At 69.6% G+C, this 16,927-nt stretch carries 16 protein-coding genes; 14 read left to right on the top strand and 2 right to left on the bottom strand.

Going from position 1 to position 16,927, the window contains the following annotated elements:
- Nucleotides 1-2: 2 nt before the first annotated feature.
- The 3 genes from AC1DZA_RS08920 to AC1DZA_RS08910 are packed head-to-tail and all read left to right on the top strand — an operon-like array spanning nt 3 to nt 1,956.
- Nucleotides 3-377, top strand: coding sequence for a DUF1048 domain-containing protein (locus AC1DZA_RS08920; RefSeq protein WP_476760967.1), 375 nt, complete (start codon nt 3-5; stop codon nt 375-377).
- Nucleotides 374-1,195: an ABC transporter ATP-binding protein gene (locus tag AC1DZA_RS08915; RefSeq protein WP_476760966.1), complete on the top strand. Its 822-nt coding sequence runs from the start codon at nt 374-376 to the stop codon at nt 1,193-1,195. The genes AC1DZA_RS08920 and AC1DZA_RS08915 overlap by 4 nt, the downstream gene beginning before the upstream one ends.
- On the top strand, nt 1,192-1,956 hold the full coding sequence (locus AC1DZA_RS08910; protein ID WP_476772475.1) for an ABC transporter permease: 765 nt from the start codon (nt 1,192-1,194) through the stop codon (nt 1,954-1,956). Before AC1DZA_RS08915 ends, AC1DZA_RS08910 begins: the two co-directional genes overlap by 4 nt.
- Before the next feature lie 92 nt (nt 1,957-2,048).
- Here the strand turns inward: AC1DZA_RS08910 and AC1DZA_RS08905 are convergent, their stop codons facing one another.
- On the bottom strand, nt 2,049-3,239 hold the full coding sequence (locus tag AC1DZA_RS08905) for an enolase C-terminal domain-like protein (RefSeq protein WP_476772474.1): 1,191 nt from the start codon (nt 3,237-3,239) through the stop codon (nt 2,049-2,051).
- A 103-nt stretch (nt 3,240-3,342) separates the two neighbouring features.
- On the opposite strand from AC1DZA_RS08905, the gene AC1DZA_RS08900 reads away from it, so the two are divergent.
- Nucleotides 3,343-4,044 (top strand): RraA family protein, encoded by a 702-nt coding sequence (locus AC1DZA_RS08900; protein WP_476772473.1) that lies wholly within the window; start codon nt 3,343-3,345, stop codon nt 4,042-4,044.
- A 52-nt stretch (nt 4,045-4,096) separates the two neighbouring features.
- Complete coding sequence (locus AC1DZA_RS08895) at nt 4,097-4,855, top strand: SDR family NAD(P)-dependent oxidoreductase (RefSeq protein ID WP_476772472.1); 759 nt, start codon at nt 4,097-4,099, stop codon at nt 4,853-4,855.
- Nucleotides 4,856-4,885: 30 nt separating this feature from the next.
- Here AC1DZA_RS08895 and AC1DZA_RS08890 read toward each other — a convergent pair whose 3' ends face one another.
- Entirely contained in the window at nt 4,886-5,659 is a 774-nt protein-coding gene (locus AC1DZA_RS08890; RefSeq protein ID WP_476772471.1) for an IclR family transcriptional regulator, read from the bottom strand.
- A gap of 198 nt (nt 5,660-5,857) precedes the next feature.
- Between AC1DZA_RS08890 and AC1DZA_RS08885 the strand changes: the two genes are divergently transcribed.
- The 9 genes from AC1DZA_RS08885 to AC1DZA_RS08845 all read left to right on the top strand — a co-directional run bounded on the left by AC1DZA_RS08885 (nt 5,858) and on the right by AC1DZA_RS08845 (nt 16,920).
- Nucleotides 5,858-6,808 (top strand): carbohydrate ABC transporter permease, encoded by a 951-nt coding sequence (locus AC1DZA_RS08885; protein WP_476760960.1) that lies wholly within the window; start codon nt 5,858-5,860, stop codon nt 6,806-6,808.
- On the top strand, nt 6,798-7,721 hold the full coding sequence (locus AC1DZA_RS08880) for a carbohydrate ABC transporter permease (RefSeq protein WP_476772470.1): 924 nt from the start codon (nt 6,798-6,800) through the stop codon (nt 7,719-7,721). Before AC1DZA_RS08885 ends, AC1DZA_RS08880 begins: the two co-directional genes overlap by 11 nt.
- 58 nt (nt 7,722-7,779) lie before the next feature.
- Nucleotides 7,780-9,075 carry an ABC transporter substrate-binding protein gene (locus AC1DZA_RS08875; RefSeq protein WP_476772469.1) on the top strand — a complete coding sequence of 432 codons (1,296 nt, stop codon included), beginning with the start codon at nt 7,780-7,782 and terminating at the stop codon, nt 9,073-9,075.
- Nucleotides 9,072-10,358 carry a hypothetical protein gene (locus tag AC1DZA_RS08870; protein WP_476772468.1) on the top strand — a complete coding sequence of 429 codons (1,287 nt, stop codon included), beginning with the start codon at nt 9,072-9,074 and terminating at the stop codon, nt 10,356-10,358. The genes AC1DZA_RS08875 and AC1DZA_RS08870 overlap by 4 nt, the downstream gene beginning before the upstream one ends.
- Nucleotides 10,359-10,615: 257 nt before the next feature.
- Nucleotides 10,616-11,329, top strand: coding sequence for a hypothetical protein (locus AC1DZA_RS08865; RefSeq protein WP_476772467.1), 714 nt, complete (start codon nt 10,616-10,618; stop codon nt 11,327-11,329).
- A 139-nt stretch (nt 11,330-11,468) separates the two neighbouring features.
- A complete protein-coding gene (locus tag AC1DZA_RS08860) occupies nt 11,469-12,629 on the top strand; it encodes a Re/Si-specific NAD(P)(+) transhydrogenase subunit alpha (protein WP_476772466.1) in 1,161 nt (386 codons plus the stop codon).
- Nucleotides 12,629-12,919, top strand: coding sequence for an NAD(P) transhydrogenase subunit alpha part 2 (locus tag AC1DZA_RS08855; protein ID WP_476761486.1), 291 nt, complete (start codon nt 12,629-12,631; stop codon nt 12,917-12,919). Before AC1DZA_RS08860 ends, AC1DZA_RS08855 begins: the two co-directional genes overlap by 1 nt.
- Nucleotides 12,916-14,289 carry an NAD(P)(+) transhydrogenase (Re/Si-specific) subunit beta gene (locus AC1DZA_RS08850; RefSeq protein WP_476772465.1) on the top strand — a complete coding sequence of 458 codons (1,374 nt, stop codon included), beginning with the start codon at nt 12,916-12,918 and terminating at the stop codon, nt 14,287-14,289. The genes AC1DZA_RS08855 and AC1DZA_RS08850 overlap by 4 nt, the downstream gene beginning before the upstream one ends.
- 255 nt (nt 14,290-14,544) lie before the next feature.
- A complete protein-coding gene (locus AC1DZA_RS08845; protein WP_476772464.1) occupies nt 14,545-16,920 on the top strand; it encodes a 5'-nucleotidase C-terminal domain-containing protein in 2,376 nt (791 codons plus the stop codon).
- Nucleotides 16,921-16,927 lie beyond the last annotated feature (7 nt).

The following is a 16,927-nucleotide window of genomic DNA, read 5'->3' as shown; positions in this document are numbered from 1 at the left end:
TCATGGCCGCGAAGTGGTACGAGATGATCACCGGATCGCTCGACGACAAGAAGGCGTACCGCCAGTACAAGGCCCGCATCGCGGCCCTGCCCGAGCCCTACGGCACCGCCGCGAAGGCCTTCGAGCGGTACTTCATGTACAACGGCGGCATCACCGACGGCGACTCCGCCGTGATGATCACGATGCTGAACGACTCCGCCGATCTGTGGGAGCGGGCCGCCGTCGACGGGACGCCGGTCGAGGACATCGTCGGCGACGACCCGGTCGAGTTCGCGGAGGCATTCGCCTCGGCCTACGCCGGCAAGCGCTGGATCGACAAGGAGCGCAGCCGCCTCACCGAAACCATCCAGAACCTCGAAGGAAAGGAAGAGCGATGACGACCGAGACAGCGATTCGGGTACAGGGCATCGAGAAGTCGTTCAAGGACCTGCACGTGCTGCGAGGCGTCGACTTCGACGTGAAGGCGGGCAGCATCTTCGCGCTGCTCGGCTCGAACGGCGCAGGGAAGACCACCCTCGTGCGGATCCTGTCGACGCTGCTCCAGGCCGACGCCGGCACAGCCACGGTCCACGGCTTCGACGTGGCAGCCACGCCCGGGGACGTCCGCGAGTCGATCAGCCTGACCGGCCAGTTCGCGGCGGTCGATGAAGTGCTGACCGGCCGGGAGAACCTGGTGCTGGTCGCGAAGCTCCGTCACCTGAAGAACCCAGGGGCGATCGCCGACGACCTGCTGGCCCGGTTCTCCCTCACGGATGCCGGTGGCCGGCGCGCGGGGACGTACTCGGGTGGCATGCGACGCCGCCTCGACATCGCGATGAGCCTGATCGGCAACCCGCCGATCATCTTCCTCGACGAGCCGACCACCGGCCTCGACCCGCAGGCGCGCATCGAGGTGTGGCAGACGGTGAAGGAGCTCGCGAACGGCGGCACGACCGTGCTGCTCACGACCCAGTACCTCGACGAGGCCGAGCAGCTGGCGGATCGCATCGCGATCCTGCACAAGGGCACGATCATCCAGAACGGGACCCTGGCCGAGCTCAAGCAGCTCCTGCCCGCCACGACCGTCGAGTACGTCGAGAAGCAGCCCACCCTCGAGGAAGTCTTCCTCGCCCTCGTCGGCGACACCGGCGAGACCGAAACCGCACACACCGACCGTGCCGACGGCACGGTTCCGGCAGGAAAGGAACCCCGATGACCACGCACGTCCTCGGCGACACCCGGGTCCTCACCGGCCGGTCGCTGACCCACATCCTCCGCAGCCCCGACACGATCATCACCACCGCGGTCACGCCGATCGCGCTGATGCTCCTGTTCGTGTACGTGCTCGGCGGGGCGATCAACACCGGGTCCGATGAGTCGTACATCGACTACATGCTCCCCGGCATCCTGCTGATCACGATCGCGTCGGGCGTCGCGTACACCTCGTACCGGCTGTTCCTCGACCTGCAGGGCGGCATCTTCGAGCGGTTCCAGTCCATGCCGATCGCCCGGTCGAGCGTGCTCTGGGCGCACGTGCTCACGTCACTGGTCGCGAACCTCATCTCGATCGCGATCGTGATCGGCGTCGCCCTGATCATGGGCTTCCGCACCGGGGCATCCGTGGGCGCCTGGCTCGCGGTCGCCGGCATCATGGTGCTGTTCACCCTCGCCCTGACCTGGCTCGCCGTGGTCGCGGGGCTCTCCGCGAAGACCGTCGACGGGGCGAGCGCGTTCAGCTACCCGCTGATCTTCCTGCCCTTCATCAGCTCGGCGTTCGTGCCGACCGAGTCGATGCCGGGGCCGGTGGCCTGGTTCGCCGAGAACCAGCCCGTGACCTCGATCGTCGACACGACGCGTGCGCTGTTCGCCGGCCAGCCCGTCGGCAGCGACATCTGGGTCGCGCTCGCCTGGCTCGTCGGCATCCTGGTCATCGCCTACATCTGGGCGGTCTCGATCTACCGCCGCAAGTTCAGCTGAGCCGCGATCGATCGTGAACGTCGCGACCGAGTGACGGATGCCGCCCACCTCCCCTGGGGATGCGGGCGGCATTCGTCGTAGTGCAGCGAGGACTAGAACCCGCCGACCGTGGGCACCCAGTCGGGGTTGCGGTCGTCGACATGGAACCGGGCGTAGTAGTCGCCGTGCTCCTCGAAGTACCGCTCGTACTTGTCCATCTTCTCGGGGTCGAGCTCCACCCCGAGCCCCGCGCCGGTCGGAACGGCGATCGATCCGTCGCGATACTCCATGAGGCCGCCGGCGATGATGTCGTCGGTGAGGTAGTGGTAGTGCGCGTCTCCGGCGGTGATCATCTCGGGAATGGTGCTCGCCGTGTGCAGCATGGCGGCCAGCTCGATGCCGAACTCGGTGCCCGAGTGCATGGCGACACCGAGTCCGAAGGTGCGGCAGACAGCCGTGAGGTCCTTCACGCCGCGCGGTCCCTCCCAGTAGTGCAGGTCCGTCAGCACGACGTCGACGGCCCCCAGGCGGATCGCAGGGCCGAGATCGTCGAACTTCGCCGGGTACATGTTCGTCGCGATGGGGATGCGCACCTGTTCGCGGACCGCGGCGTTGCCGACGAGACCCCAGGCGGGATCCTCGAAGTACTCCGGCGCAACGGCCTCGAGCCGGCGTCCGATCCGCACGGCGGTCGGGACCGACCACACCCCGTTCGGATCGATGCGGAGGCCGAACCCGTCGCCGAGCCGGTCGCGGCACAGCTCCAGGACCCGGGCTTCCTCCTCAGGCCGCTCGACGCCGGCCTTCATCTTCATGGCGTTGACGCCGAGGCGTTCGTGCAGCGCCTCGCATTCGTCGGCCAGGTCCTCGGCCGTGGTGTCGTCACCGCCGCCCGGCCGGTCGTAGCGCCAGAACAGGTAGGCGATGAAGGGGATCTCGGCGCGCACCGACCCGCCGAGCAGGTCGCTGAGCGGCCGCCCGGCGGCCTTGCCCTGGATGTCGAGGCAGGCCATCTCGATGGCGGCGTAGAGCCGCGCGTTCGAGAGGTAGTAGATGGAGCGGAGGACCTTGAGCTTGATCACCTCGAGGTGGAACGGATCCAGCCCGAGGATGCGCGGCTTCAGCTTGAGCAGGGCACCGCGCTGGTCGCCGCCGCCCACCTCGCCGAGCCCGACCAGGCCTTCGTCGGTGATGAGCTCGAGGATCGTGCGGATGAAGTACCCGGGGTGCACGCCGCTGCTGTGCCGTAGCTTCGCGTCGGTCGGGATGGCGACGGTACGCACGCGCAGGTCGACGATCTTCATGCTGTTCCTCCGTCGCCGAGCATACTTGTTTTGTCAGTTGCAACGCTAGTAGCATCAAGTGCAACGCTTCGGACCTCCGCGGCCGCGATGATCGAGGATGCTCATGCCGAACCCCTATGCCTATCCGCTTCCGGTGCCCGAGCTCATCGCGCGCTTCCGCGACACCTACTCGGGCGCGGTGTACGACGTGCTGGACGAACTGGGGTTCCCGAACCAGGCGCTCGCGCCCGACATCAAGCCGGTCGACCCCGAGTGGACGCTCGCCGGGCCGGCCTTCACCATGAAGGGCATCCCCGAACCGACCGGCGACCCCGACCTGCGGGCGCGCCGCATCCACATGTTCGAGGCGATGAAGGCCACGGGCGTGCCGATCATCGACGTGCGCGATTGCAGCTTCGACACCCAGGTCGCGCACTACGGCGAGATGAACGCCACGGTCGGATCTGCGTGCGGAGTCATCGGAGCCGTCGTGGACGGCGGATCCCGGGACACCCGCTTCCTCCTCGAGCGCGGCTTCCCCCTGTTCTGCCGGTACCTCTCTCCGGTGGAGGCGGTCAAGCGGTGGAGCTACTACGACTGGCAGAACACCGTGTCGTTGCGTGGGGCACTGACCACGACGGTCTCGGTCTCACCCGGCGACTTCCTCGTCGGCGACCTCGACGGGGTGGTGGTCGTGCCGCGCGAGCTCGTCGTCGAGGTGCTGCAGCGCACCGAGGAGCTCATCGCCCACGAGGACGTGGTGCGGGCCGAGTTCCTCGTGAGCGACGACCCCGTCGGGGTCTACCGGCGTCACGGCCGGCTCTAGCCGGGCGGCGCCGCCTCCGCTCTAGGCTGGCGTCGATCGCGCCGAGCGCACCGTGGCCGAGCGCACCGTGGAGGGAGCCCAGATGGATGCCGCGTCGAAGCCGCCTGTCGACGGCCGTACCGCGCTCGTCACCGGGTCGACGAGCGGCATCGGCGCCGCGATCGCCGACGCGCTCGAGCGAGCCGGGGCGCGGGTCATCCGTCACGGACTGGAACCCGTCGGCCATGCCGGTCGGCCGTCGCTCGCCGAGGACCTCGCCATCGTCGGGGCCGGTGCGCGGCTCGCGAGCGCGGCGCGCGACGTCGGGCCGGTGGACATCCTCGTGCACTCCGCGTCGGTGCAGATCCGGGAACCGTGGCTCTCGATCACCGCCGAGCAGATGGAACGGCAGCTGCGGGTGAACCTCGTCGCATTCCTCGAACTGGTGCAGGGCATCGCGCCCGACATGGCCGAGCGTCGCTGGGGTCGCATCCTGGCCATCGGCAGCGTGCAGCAGGCGCGACCCCATCCTGAGATGGCGGCGTACGCGGCATCGAAGGCCGCGCAGGCGAACCTCGTGTCGAACCTCGCCAAGCAGTTGGCGCCGCGCGGCGTGACCGTCAACAGCCTGTCACCGGGCGTGATCGACACCCCCCGCAACCGCGACGCGCTCGCATCCGACGAGTACCACCGCCGGGTCGTCGGCCAGATCCCGCTCGGGCGCATCGGGACGCCGGCCGACTGCGTGCCGCTCGCGCTCCTGCTCTGCTCCGACGACGGCGGGTACATCACCGGCCGCGACCTCGCGGTCGACGGCGGCTACCTGCTCTAGCGGCGCGACCGCCCGCGAGGGCGGCGGCGGTCAGTGCCCGAGGGACTCGCTGACCGCGGCCGCGGCCGCCATGACCTCGTGCCCGAGCCGGTCGATGTCGGGCTCGACGCGGTAGGTCGGCCCGGAGAGCGTGATGGCGGCGATGGGCTCCCCGGCCGCGTCGACGATCGCCGCCGCCAGGCGGGTGACGTCGTCATGGCGGTCGACGGCCGCCCAGCCCCTCGCCACGGCCATCTCGACATCGGAACGGATGAGGGCGAGGTCGAACTCGTCGCCGGCAGCCGCCGCTTCGTCGTGCAGCGAGGTGAGCAGGATCTCGCGTTCGGCTGGTTCGAGGGCTGCGAGGATGGCCCGCCCCATGGCGGTGCGATGCAGCGGGAGCCGGGAACCGACCGCGGATCGCACGCGGATCGACCGGTCGGGCTGCTCCTGGGCGATGAAGACCACGAAGCTGCCCTCGCGGATGGCGAGGTGCACGGTCTCGTGCGTGACGTCGCGAAGCGCTGCGAGGAACGGCCTGGCACGGCTGCTGAGGTCCTCCTGACGCGAACCGTACTCGCGAGCGAGCCACAGGCACCGACTGCCGAGGACGAAGCGCCGGTCACCGGCCCGCTGCTGCACGTACCCCATCTGCCGCAGGGTCGAGAGCAGTCGCGAGACGGTGCCCTTGTCGAGGCCCGCCGCCGATGCGATCTCGGTGACGCCGATGCCGCCGCCCGCTTCGGCCACGATCTCGAGGATCGAGAGGCCGCGCACGAGCGTTCGTGAGGTGGCCGCGACCGCCGGCGGTTCTGCGAGCGTCACCACGCTCTCCCTTCGTCGATGAATGGGAATGCAACCGAGACTACTCGGCCCGGTCTCTTGACTTTGCGGGCGTCACGACTCATCCTTGATTCATTCTACACAACGTTGTTTTAGCGAATGCAACGTACGGATGGCCGGCTCGACGATGAGAGACAAGGGGTCATGGCGATTCTCATGGACTCGACAGTGGATCCGGGAGTGCCGGATCCACGATCGCAGGTCTCCGGGCATCGGTCCACGCGGCCGGCCGCAGACCGGCCCCCGCGTCGCGGCCACCTGCGTCGCGTCGACGCGGCATACGGATACGCCTTCATCGCCCCCGCCGTCCTCGGATTCCTGGTGTTCGTCGCCCTGCCGATCGCCGGGGTCTTCCTGTTCAGCTTCCAGGACTACAACAGCCTGTCCGGCCGCTCGACCTACGTCGGCATGGAGAACTACGAGCGGCTGCTCACGAGCGACGTGTTCGGCACCGTGCTCCGCAACACGGCGGTGTTCTCCGCCTTCGTGATCCCGGCCAACCTGGTCATCGGGCTCCTGATGGCCGTGCTGGTCAACCAGCGGATCCGCGCGATCTCCATCTTCCGCACCGCCTACTTCGTGCCGGTCGTCATCTCGCTCGTCGCGTGGTCGCTCGTCTGGGACGTGATGCTCCAGGACTCCGGCGGCATCAACGGATGGCTCGCGATGATCGGCATCGAAGGCCCGAACTGGCTCGCCGACCCTGACTGGGCGATGACGTCGATCATCTTCGTCCAGGTGCTCAAGGGAGTCGGCGTGAGCATGGTGCTGTTCCTCGCGGCGCTCCAGGAGGTGCCCGGTGAACTGCTCGAGGCCGCGAAGATCGACGGCGCGGGCCCGTGGCAGTCGTTCCGCAGCGTCGTCGTGCCCCTGATCACGCCGACGATCATGATGGTCGCGATCCTCGCCACCATCAACTCGCTGAAGGCCTTCGCGCAGGTGTTCCTGCTCACGGAGGGTGGTCCGGGGCTGTCGACGAACATCCTCGGCTACTTCATCTACGAGCAGGCGTTCAAGGCGTTCCAGGTGGGCTTCGCGAGCACCGCCGCGGTGTTCCTCTTCCTCATCGTGCTGGTGCTCACGCTGCTGCAGTGGTGGTCGCGGAAGCGGTGGGTCTTCAATGAGTCCTGAGCTGACCACGGCCGCGGTCGTCGCACCGCCCGGCACACGGGTCCCTCGCCGCCGCGTCCCACGAGCGGGTGGGGTCGGTGGACGGGGACGCCTCGGCACCGTCGGCATGTACCTGCTGCTCGTGCTCGTCGCCGTGCCGTTCGTGTTCCCCGTCTTCTGGATGTTCTCGACCGGACTCAAGGCCTACGGGGACGTGTTCGAGAGCCCGCCGGTGCTCTGGCCCGAGGACCCGCGATGGGGCAACTACCTCGTGCCCTTCACCACGGGACCGTTCCTGCAGCAGTTCCTCAACAGCATCTACATCGCATCGGTGACGACGATCGGCGTGCTTGCCGTCGCCTCGCTGGCCGGATACGCGTTCGCCCGCATCGAGTTCCGCGGCAGGTCGGTGCTCTTCGTCATGCTGCTGAGCGCGCTGCTGATCCCGCCGGAGGTGACGATCATCCCGCTCTTCCGCATCGTCTCGGCGTTCGGCTGGATCGACACCCACCTCGCGCTCATCGTGCCGGCGATCTTCGGCGTGCCCGCCGTCCTCGGCGTCTTCCTGATGCGCCAGTTCTTCCTCGCCCTGCCGATCGAGCTCGAACAGGCCGGTCGCGTCGACGGACTCGGCCGCTTCGGCCTGTTCACGCGCGTCGCCCTCCCGCTCGCCAAGGCTCCGCTCGCCGCCCTCGCGATCCTGACGTTCCTGAACAGCTGGAACGACTTCCTCGAACCGCTCGTCTTCCTCCGCACCCGGGAGCTCTGGACGGTGCCGATCGCGCTGCAGTCGTTCACGGATCCGATCACCGGCATCCCCATCTGGAACATCCAGATGGCGGCCACCACCCTGAGCGTCCTGCCGGTGCTCGCGGTGTTCTTCGTCGCGCAGCGCCAGTTCGTCCAGGGCATCGCCGGCACCGGCATCAAGTGACCCCGTCCTCGCGGCCGCAGAGGCGCCCGCACCCTCGATGAAGAGAGAGGCACCACCCATGAGAAGCACACAGCGAGCGGGCATCGCCGCGGCATCCGCCGCAGCACTGTTGCTCGTCGGCTGCTCGCCGAGCGCCGGCACCCCCACACCGACGGAAGTCGAGTACGACGAGCCCGTCGACCTCACGATGACGGTCTGGACGGCCGACGAGAAGATCATCGGGCAGTTCCAGGCGCTCGCCGACGAGTTCCGCGAGGACAACCCCGAGCTCGGCGAGCTCACGATCGAGACCATCCCGTTCGCGGAGTACAACTCGCAGCTCGCGATCCGGCTCAGCGGCGGTGAGGCGCCCGACCTCGGCTGGATCGTCGAGTCCGCGACGCCGGCGTGGGTCGACTCGGGTGCGCTCGCCGACGTCAGCTCGCTCGAGGGCGACGAGGACTGGGCGTACGACGACATCATCCCCAACCTTCTCAGCGCGCTGGAGGGCGAGGACGGAGAACTCTACGGTTACCCGTTCGCCGGCACGACGCATCCGATCATCTACAACAAGACCGCCTTCGAGACCGCCGGACTCGAGACGCCCAACGAGTTGCTCGCCAAGGGCGAGTGGACGTGGGATGCGCTGCGCGAGCAGGCGAAGGCGCTGGTCGACGCCGGGGTGGTGACCTACGGGTTCGACATCCCGCAGTGGGGGTACACGAGCTATGCGCTGTTCACGCCGTTCCTGAAGGGATTCGGTGGCGAGGCCTACCCCGACGGGACGTCCTGCGGGTACGCGGACGACGCGTCGGTCGACGCCTTCCAGTTCGTGCACGACATGGTGTTCGAGGACGGCTCGTACCCCGCGCCAGGCTCGGCGTCGAGCTTCCCGACCGGCGACACCGGCATGTACCTCGGCGCGCCGAGCACGCTCGCGCAGCTCGCCGACTCCACCTTCGAGTACGACATGGCGCCGCAGCCCGAGGGTGACGTCGACTACAGCCCGTTCATCGGCCAGGCCTCGATGGTCGTCTTCGCCGACGGACAGGCTCCTGAGCTGGCGACCCGCCTCTTCGCGCACCTGACGAGCGAGGAGGGGTCGGCGTCGCTGCCCTACGTCGCGCCCCGGTCGTCGCTGCAGACCGAGGAGTTCGTCTCGGGCCTGTACCCCCAGGTGCCGCCGGAGTCGGCGAAGGCGTCGCTGCTCGACACGCTCGACTCGGCACAGCAGGTCGACTATCCGGTGTCCTTCCCCGAGTTGGAGACGGCGACCAAGCCGGTGTTCGACGGGCTGTGGCAGCCGGATGCCGATGTCGAGGCGGTGCTCGAGGACGTCTGCGCGGTCGCGGACCCCATCCTGGAATCGCAGTGACCGCCGGCGCGGGAGTCGAATGGGACTTCCGCGCCGGCCTCGGCGGCCTGTCGGATCGGACCGGTCACGGTCTCACCCTCTCCGGCCCGCATCCGCCCCGCTGGGAACCCGATCCGGTGGTCGGCGGGGCGATGGTGTTCGACGGCGTGCGCGACCACCTCCGGATCGAGTCATCGCGATCCGGTCCGCTCGACGCGGCGCGCTTCGGAGACGAGGTGTCGGTCTTCGCGCTGGTCCGACGGGACACCACCTCGACCGGTTTCGTGGCGGGCATGTGGCAGGAGGACGATCGCGATCCGCGCCGCCAGTACGGCCTGTTCCTCAGCCTGCCGACGTACGGCGGCGCGCAGCAGGTCATCGGACACGTCTCGCACGACGGCCGGCCGAGCCCGGGCCTCCCCTACAGCCGCGACTATTCCGCGAGTGCCCGCCTGGTGGCGCCCGGCACGTGGCGGGTGGTCGGCTTCACGTACGACGGATGCCACGTCGTCTCGTTCCTCGACGGCACCGCCGACCGCCGGCCGGCCTTCACCGAGGTGGGGCCTCCGCTCGGTGCCGGACTGGTCTATGCGAAGAACCCGTACCGCTTCGGTCACGGGCTGAACCGCAGCGCGCGCGCCGAGTTCACGGTGGGCGCGGTGCGGCTGACCACGGGGATGGGCAATCATCTCGCCGGAGCGGTCGCGCGATTGGCCGTCTGGCCGCGTGCGCTCCCACCCGCAGAGGTCGTCGCGCTCGCCGCATCGTGGACGCCGCCCGCTCGACCGCTCGTCGACCTCGACCTGTTCAGGCCGGCGGCCGTGCCCGCGACCCAGGGCGGTGCGGGGTCCGGCCGCGGCGGCGTCGGCGGCGCGTGGCCGCTCGGCACCCTCGGGTGGACGGACCTCGCGACCACGGCCCGACGGCCGTCACCCGTGATGACCCTGCGCGGCCTCGTGATGCCGGCATCGACGTGGCCGCGCCTGGTCGCGTTCGACTCGATCGACGGTGTCGCCGCTCACGGCGTCACCCGCTTCGGCGTCGAGGTGCGCCGGGGTCGCGGCCTTCGGCTGGCGGTGCGCATCCGCGACGAGTGGTTCGCGTCGACGCCGCTTCGCGTCGGCGGCAACCGCATCGTGCGGGCGGGCGGCTGGACGCGGCTGCGGTCGTCCGGCCACGCGGCATCCGCCTGGCGTGCTTCGAGACGGATGCCGCTCCCGCCCGGTGCCATCGGCGGCATCGGGGTCCTCCGACCCGCGGCATCCGACATCGCCGTCGTGCGCCGCCTCACCATCTGGCGGTAGGGCGCGGGCGACGTCGTACGCCTGTCAAGCCCTTCACCATGCGAGCGCTCGCCCCTATGGTTGCGACGACCCTCAGCCGATGACCCGATCGTGCCGCCGACCCGAATGCAGGGCACGCTCGATGGCTCTGCCCGAGAGCCCGGTCGCCGGTGTCGCCGCCCCCAGAGGAAGTCCCGACCGCAGCGTGGCATGTGTCGGGTGGAGATGTCATGCATCCAGTTCGCGCCGATGAAGGCCCGTTCCTGTCGATACCGCGAATGATGGCGCGCACGCCGCTGCCGGTCTACGCGTCCGTCGTCCTGCCCGTGGTGGTGCTGCTCGCCGCGGCAGCGTTGCAGCCGTGGCTACCGCCGAGCGACCTGATGCGCGACAGCCAGGTGATCGCTGCGCGGCATCATGCCGTGAGCCCCGCCTATGGACTGGTGTCCAACCTCGGCATCGTCGTGCTGGCGCTCTCGAGTGGCGCGGCGGTGACGGCCCGGCTGGTCCTGCGCGAGGCCCGCGCACCCTGGCCCAGGCTGCTGCTGTGGATGGCCGTCGTGAGCCTCGCGCTCGTCCTCGACGACCTCCTCCTGCTGCACGAGGCCGCGACGTTCGCGTCGTGGATCGGTGCGGTGGTTGCGGCCGCGTACGGATTCGCGTTCCTCCGCTTCGTCGTGGAATTCCGTACCCTGATCGTCCGCGACCTCGAGGTCGGGCTCCTCGCGCTCGCGGTCGGATCGTTCGGGGTCTCGGCAGCGACCGACCTCCTCGTGGCGGCGACGCAGGCCTCCGTGCTCGTCGAGGACGGCGCCAAGCTGCTCGGACTCGTCGCCTGGTCGGCGTTCGTGCTGCGGACCGCCCTCGCCGCCTTCCGGCATTCCGGTGCGAGCACCGGCGCTGCTCCGGCGTCTCCACGGATGACCGTCGCCGACACGGCTTCCGGCGCAACGATCGTGCGCGACTCTTCCGCACAGGTGAAGAACCGCTGATCTTTCGGCCCTGACACGGGCGAATCATGGCTCGGATGCCGCGGCGGCAGGTACGCTCGCCACACGTGCAGCAGTGCCGCGGCATCGAGGTTCCTCCATGCGGGCGGCGCCGCTGCACTCCCGTGTGAGAGGAGCGACCGTGAGGGTCGGCATCGCGAGAGAGCGACGAACTGGCGAGCGGCGCGTGGCCGCCACGCCCGAGACCGTGAAGCAGTTGGCCGGCCTCGGGCTCGAGGTGCTCATCGAGCACGGTGCGGGCGAGGCATCCGGTCACTCGGATGCCTCCTACGAGCAGGCCGGGGCCACGGTGGTCGACCCCCTGGGGCTGGGCGACCTCGACGTGCTGCTGCACGTGCGTCCCCTCGAACCCGAGACGCCGGGGCGCCTGCGCCGGGGCGCGGTGACGATCGGGCTCGGCTCGCCCTCGACCGAGCTGGCCACGGTGCGCGCCCTGCGGGATGCGGGCGTGACGGCGTTCGCCCTCGAGCTGGTGCCGCGCATCTCCCGCGCCCAGTCGATGGATGCCCTGACGAGCCAGGCGCTGGTCGCCGGCTACCGGTGCGTGCTCGAGGCGGCGATGCGCCTGCCGAGGTTCTTCCCGCTCTACATGACCGCGGCCGGCACGATCCCGCCGGCGAAGGTGCTCGTGCTCGGCGCGGGCGTGGCGGGCCTGCAGGCGATCGGCACGGCGAAGCGCCTCGGCGCCCGCGTGTCCGCGAACGACGTGCGAGCGGCATCCGCAGACGAGGTGAAGTCGCTGGGCGGCACGTTCATCCACCTCGACCTCGACGCGGCCGATGCCGGAGGCGGGTACGCGAAGGAGCTGGGGGCCGATCGCGCGGCGCGGCAGCGCCAGCTGCTCGCCCCGCACGTCGCCGACTCCGACGTGCTCATCACGACTGCGGCGATCCCCGGGCGCCCGGCCCCGCTGCTCGTGACGGCAGATATGGTCCGCGCGATGCGACCCGGGTCGGTCGTCGTCGACCTCGCCGCCGAGTCGGGCGGCAACGTCGAGGGCTCGGTGGCCGGGTCGGACATCGCGGTGCCGACCGCCGACGGCGGAGGCACGATCACGCTCGTCGGCATGAAGGATGCCGCTTCGACGATGCCCGCCGACGCGTCCCGCCTCTACGCCAAGAACGTCGCCAACCTGCTCGCCCTGATGTCGCATGACGGCTCGGTCGAGCCCGACTTCGGCGACGTGGTGGTGCTCGACGCCTGCCTCACGCATGACGGCGTCGTGCGGCATCCGGCCACCGCCGAAGCCCTTGAAGCCCTCGACGCGGAAGGAGCCCGCTGATGGACGGCGTCGCCCTGCTCACCATCACCGTGCTGTCGGTGTTCGTGGGCTTCGAGGTGGTCTCGAAGGTGTCGAGCACCCTGCACACCCCGTTGATGTCGGGGGCGAACGCCATCCACGGCATCATCCTGGTCGGTGCGATCATCGTCGCAGGCCAGGCCTCCGACGGCTGGACGCTCACGATCGCCCTGGTGGCCGTCGTGCTCGCGACCGCCAACCTCGTCGGCGGGTTCGTGGTTACCGACCGCATGCTCGAGATGTTCCGCGGGCGCAAGGGGGCCGGTCGATGATCCTCCTCTCCCCCACGTGGACCGCGATCCTCTACCTGGTCGCCGCCGTCTGCTTCATCCTCGCCCTCAGGGGGCTGAGCTCGCCGAAGACCGCCCGCCGCGGCAACCTCATCGGCGCGGCCGGCGCCCTCATCGCGGTCATCACCGTGTTCCTGTCGTCGAAGCTCGACAACATCCCGTGGATCCTCGCCGCGATCGCGGTCGGCTCGGCCATCGCCGCGCCCGTCGCCCGACGCGTGCAGATGACGCAGATGCCGCAGCTCGTCGCCCTGTTCAACGGCGTGGGCGGCGGTGCGGCCGCACTCGTGGCACTGCTCGAACTCGCGCACACGGATGACGCGTGGGTGCGGGTCGCCATCGTGTTCACGCTGCTCGTGGGCGCCGTGTCCTTCGCGGGCTCGCTCGTGACCTTCGCGAAGCTGCAGGAGCTGATGACGACGCGACCGGTCGTCTTCCCCGGACTCCCGGTGCTCATGACGGCGGCCCTCGTCGCGGCCATCGCGGCGGCCGTCGCCGTCGTCGTCACGGGCGCGGCCTGGCTCGCCGTCGTGCTGCTGGTGCTCGGGCTCCTGACCGGCGTGCTCCTCGTGCTGCCCGTCGGCGGCGCCGACGTCCCGATCGTGATCTCGTTGCTCAACGCCTTCACCGGGCTCGCGGTCGCCGCGTCGGGGCTCGTGCTCGGCAACGTGCTGCTCGTCGTGGCGGGCACGCTCGTCGGCGCATCCGGAACCATCCTCACCAGGGCAATGGCCTCGGCGATGGGACGCAGCGTGTCGGGCATCATGTTCGGCGCGTTCCGCGGCGGGTCGACGGCCGGCTCCACCGAGGCATCCGACCGGCCGGTGCGCTCGTCGAGCCCCGAAGACGTGGCCGTGCTCCTCGGCTACGCGCAGAAGGTGATCATCGTGCCGGGCTACGGCCTGGCGGTCGCGCAGGGCCAGCACACCGTGGCGGAGCTCCAGTCCGAGCTCGAGTCGCGTGGCATCGAGGTGGTGTTCGCGATCCACCCCGTGGCGGGGCGCATGCCCGGGCACATGAACGTGCTGCTCGCCGAGGCGAACGTGCCCTACGAGTCGCTGAAGGAGATGGGCGAGGTGAACCCCGAGTTCAAGACGGCGGATGTCGCGCTCGTCGTCGGGGCGAACGACGTCGTCAATCCCGCCGCGAAGTCAACGCCCGGCTCCCCGATCTACGGCATGCCGATCCTCGAGGTGGCCGACGCCCGCCAGGTCGTGTTCCTGAAGCGCTCGATGCGGCCCGGCTTCGCCGGCATCGAGAACGAGCTGCTGTTCGAGCCCCAGACCACGCTGCTGTTCGGCGATGCCAAGGACTCGCTCGCGAAGGTCCTGGGGGCGGTCAAGGCGCTGTAACCGGTCGGCGGGGTTGCGCGTTGCCTGGCTGAGCCCGCCGCGGTCGCTGTGCCGCCGTCGGCCTCGGCATCGTGCGCCTCGGGCGCGTGCTCATCGAACGCAACGCGGAGGGCCGCCTGCTCATATGAGCAGGGGTCTTGTCCGGTGGACGGCGGGATGATCCAATGGCCGGGAGCGAAGCATCCTCACCCGCGTTCATTCCGGTCGGACGCTGCGTTCATCATCCCGAAATGTCCAAGCGAAAGACTGGCGCACATGTCCACAGCTCGCCGCATCGCCGCCGGGGCCGTCGGTCTCGGCCTCATCCTCACGGGGTTGTCCGCCGCACCGGCGTACGCCGCACCCACCGAGGTGCAGATCCTCGCCACCAACGACTTCCACGGTCGCATCCTCAACAACGCGACGAACGGCGAGGCCGGCGCGGCCGTGCTGGCCGGCGCGGTGGAGCAGCTGCGCGCGAGCAACCCGAACACGGTCTTCGCCGCGGCGGGCGACCTCATCGGCGCCTCGACGTTCGAGTCGTTCATCCAGCACGACAAGCCGACGATCGACGCGCTCAACGCCGCCGGGCTGGAGGTGTCGGCCGTGGGCAACCACGAGCTCGACCAGGGCTACGACGACCTCGTCAATCGCGTCATGGCCCCCTACGACGCGACGACCAACCCCTACGGCGGAGCCCAGTGGCAGTACATCGCCGCGAACCTGAAGATGAAGGCCACCGGCGACGACGCCGTGCCCGCCACCTGGATCAAGAGCTTCGGAGACGTGCAGGTCGGCTTCGTCGGCGCCGTCACGGAGGAGCTGCCCTCGCTCGTCAGCCCCGGCGGCATCGCCGACATCGACGTCAAGGGCATCGTGACGTCCGTGAACGCCGAGGCGGCCGACCTCGTCGCCGAGGGCGCCGACCTCGTCGTCATGCTCGTGCACGAGGGCGCGCCGACGACGAACTGCGCCACGATGAACACACCCGGCACGACCTGGGGCGACATCGTCAACAACATCTCGCCCGACGTCGATGCGATCGTCTCGGGCCACACGCACCTGGCCTACAACTGCTCGTTCCCCGTCTCGGCATGGGCCGGCCGCGCAGTGACCGACCGCCCCGTCGTCTCGGCCGGCCAGTACGGCACGAACCTCAACCAGCTCGTCTACACCGTCGACGGCACGACCGGCGTGGTGTCGGCGAAGACGCAGGCGATCCTGCCGCTCGAGAACTCGTCGAACGTCGCGCTGTACCCGGCCGACCCGGTGGTCGCGCAGATCGCGGCCGACGCCAAGGCCGCCGCCGACGTGCTCGGCGCGCAACCCCTCGGCCAGATCGGCGGTGCGTTCAACCGCGCGAAGCTCGCGAACGGCACCACCGAGAACCGCGGAGGCGAGTCGACCCTCGGCAACCTGGTCGCCGAGGTGCAGCGCTGGGCGACGGAAACCCCCGAGTCCGGCGCGGCGGAGATCGCGTTCATGAACCCGGGCGGTCTGCGCGACGACATGGCGGGAACCGGCACCGACCCGTTCCCGCGCACCCTGACCTACAAGCAGGCGGCCGTCGTTCAGCCGTTCGCCAACACGCTCGTCAACATGCAGCTCACCGGCGCACAGATCAAGACGGTGCTCGAGCAGCAGTGGCAGCCCCGAGACTCCCTGAACCGACTGCTCACCCGGCCGTTCCTCCGGCTCGGTGTCTCGCAGGGCTTCGAGTACACGTACACCGAGCGCACCGCGATCGAGTACCCGCTCGACAACCCGGCGACCCCTGACATCAACGAGTCGCTGACGCCGTACGAGGCGAGGTACGGCACGATCACCGGCATGTGGTTGAACGGGGTGCCGATCGACCCGGCGGCGTCGTACTCGGTGACGGTGAACTCGTTCCTCGGCACCGGCGGCGACAACTTCTTCGAGTTCGCCAACGGCACGGGCAAGCGCGACACCGGCAAGATCGACCTCAACGCGATGGTCGACTACATGGCCGCCTTCGGCGGAACGACGCCGCTTCCGGTCGACTACGAGCAGCACGCCGTGGAGGTCGAATTCCCGACCGGCGCGCCGGCCACGTACCTGCCGGGTGCCACGGTCGCGTTCAACGTGAAGTCGTGGGCGATGTCGACGGCCGCCGACGTGAAGGATGCGTCGCTAGTCGTGTCGCTCGGCGACACCGCGCTGGGCACCTTCCCGGTCGACAACACCATCGGCACGGCGCCCTACGACGAGTACGGCACCGCCTCGGTGTCGGTGCAGTTGCCTGCCGGCACTCCGGTCGGCGCGACCGAACTGACCCTCACGGGGGCCGCGACGGGCACGTCGATCGCAGTGCCGATCACGATCGCGAAGGCCGTGTCCACGGTCACCGCGACCGCGCCCTCGGTGATCAAGCAGAAGAAGGAGACCGCGCCGATCTCCATCGTCGTGACCTCCACCGGCCCGCAGGCGACCGGCACCGTGCAGGCCGTGATCGATGGCAAGGTCGTCGACTCCGCCACGCTCGCGAACGGCAAGGCGACGCTCGAGGTCGGACCGTTCAAGAAGGGCACGGTCGACGTCGAGGTGCGCTACCTCGGCGACGCGGTCACCGACGGCGACACGACCGAGGTGAGCATCTCGGTCACCGCCAGCGGGAAGGGTGGGAACTAGGCCCCAG

The organism is Agromyces sp. P2_B3, from assembly GCF_056404815.1.
Note: the sequence above shows the minus strand (reverse complement) of the source record. Positions and strands in the feature narration are given on the sequence as shown.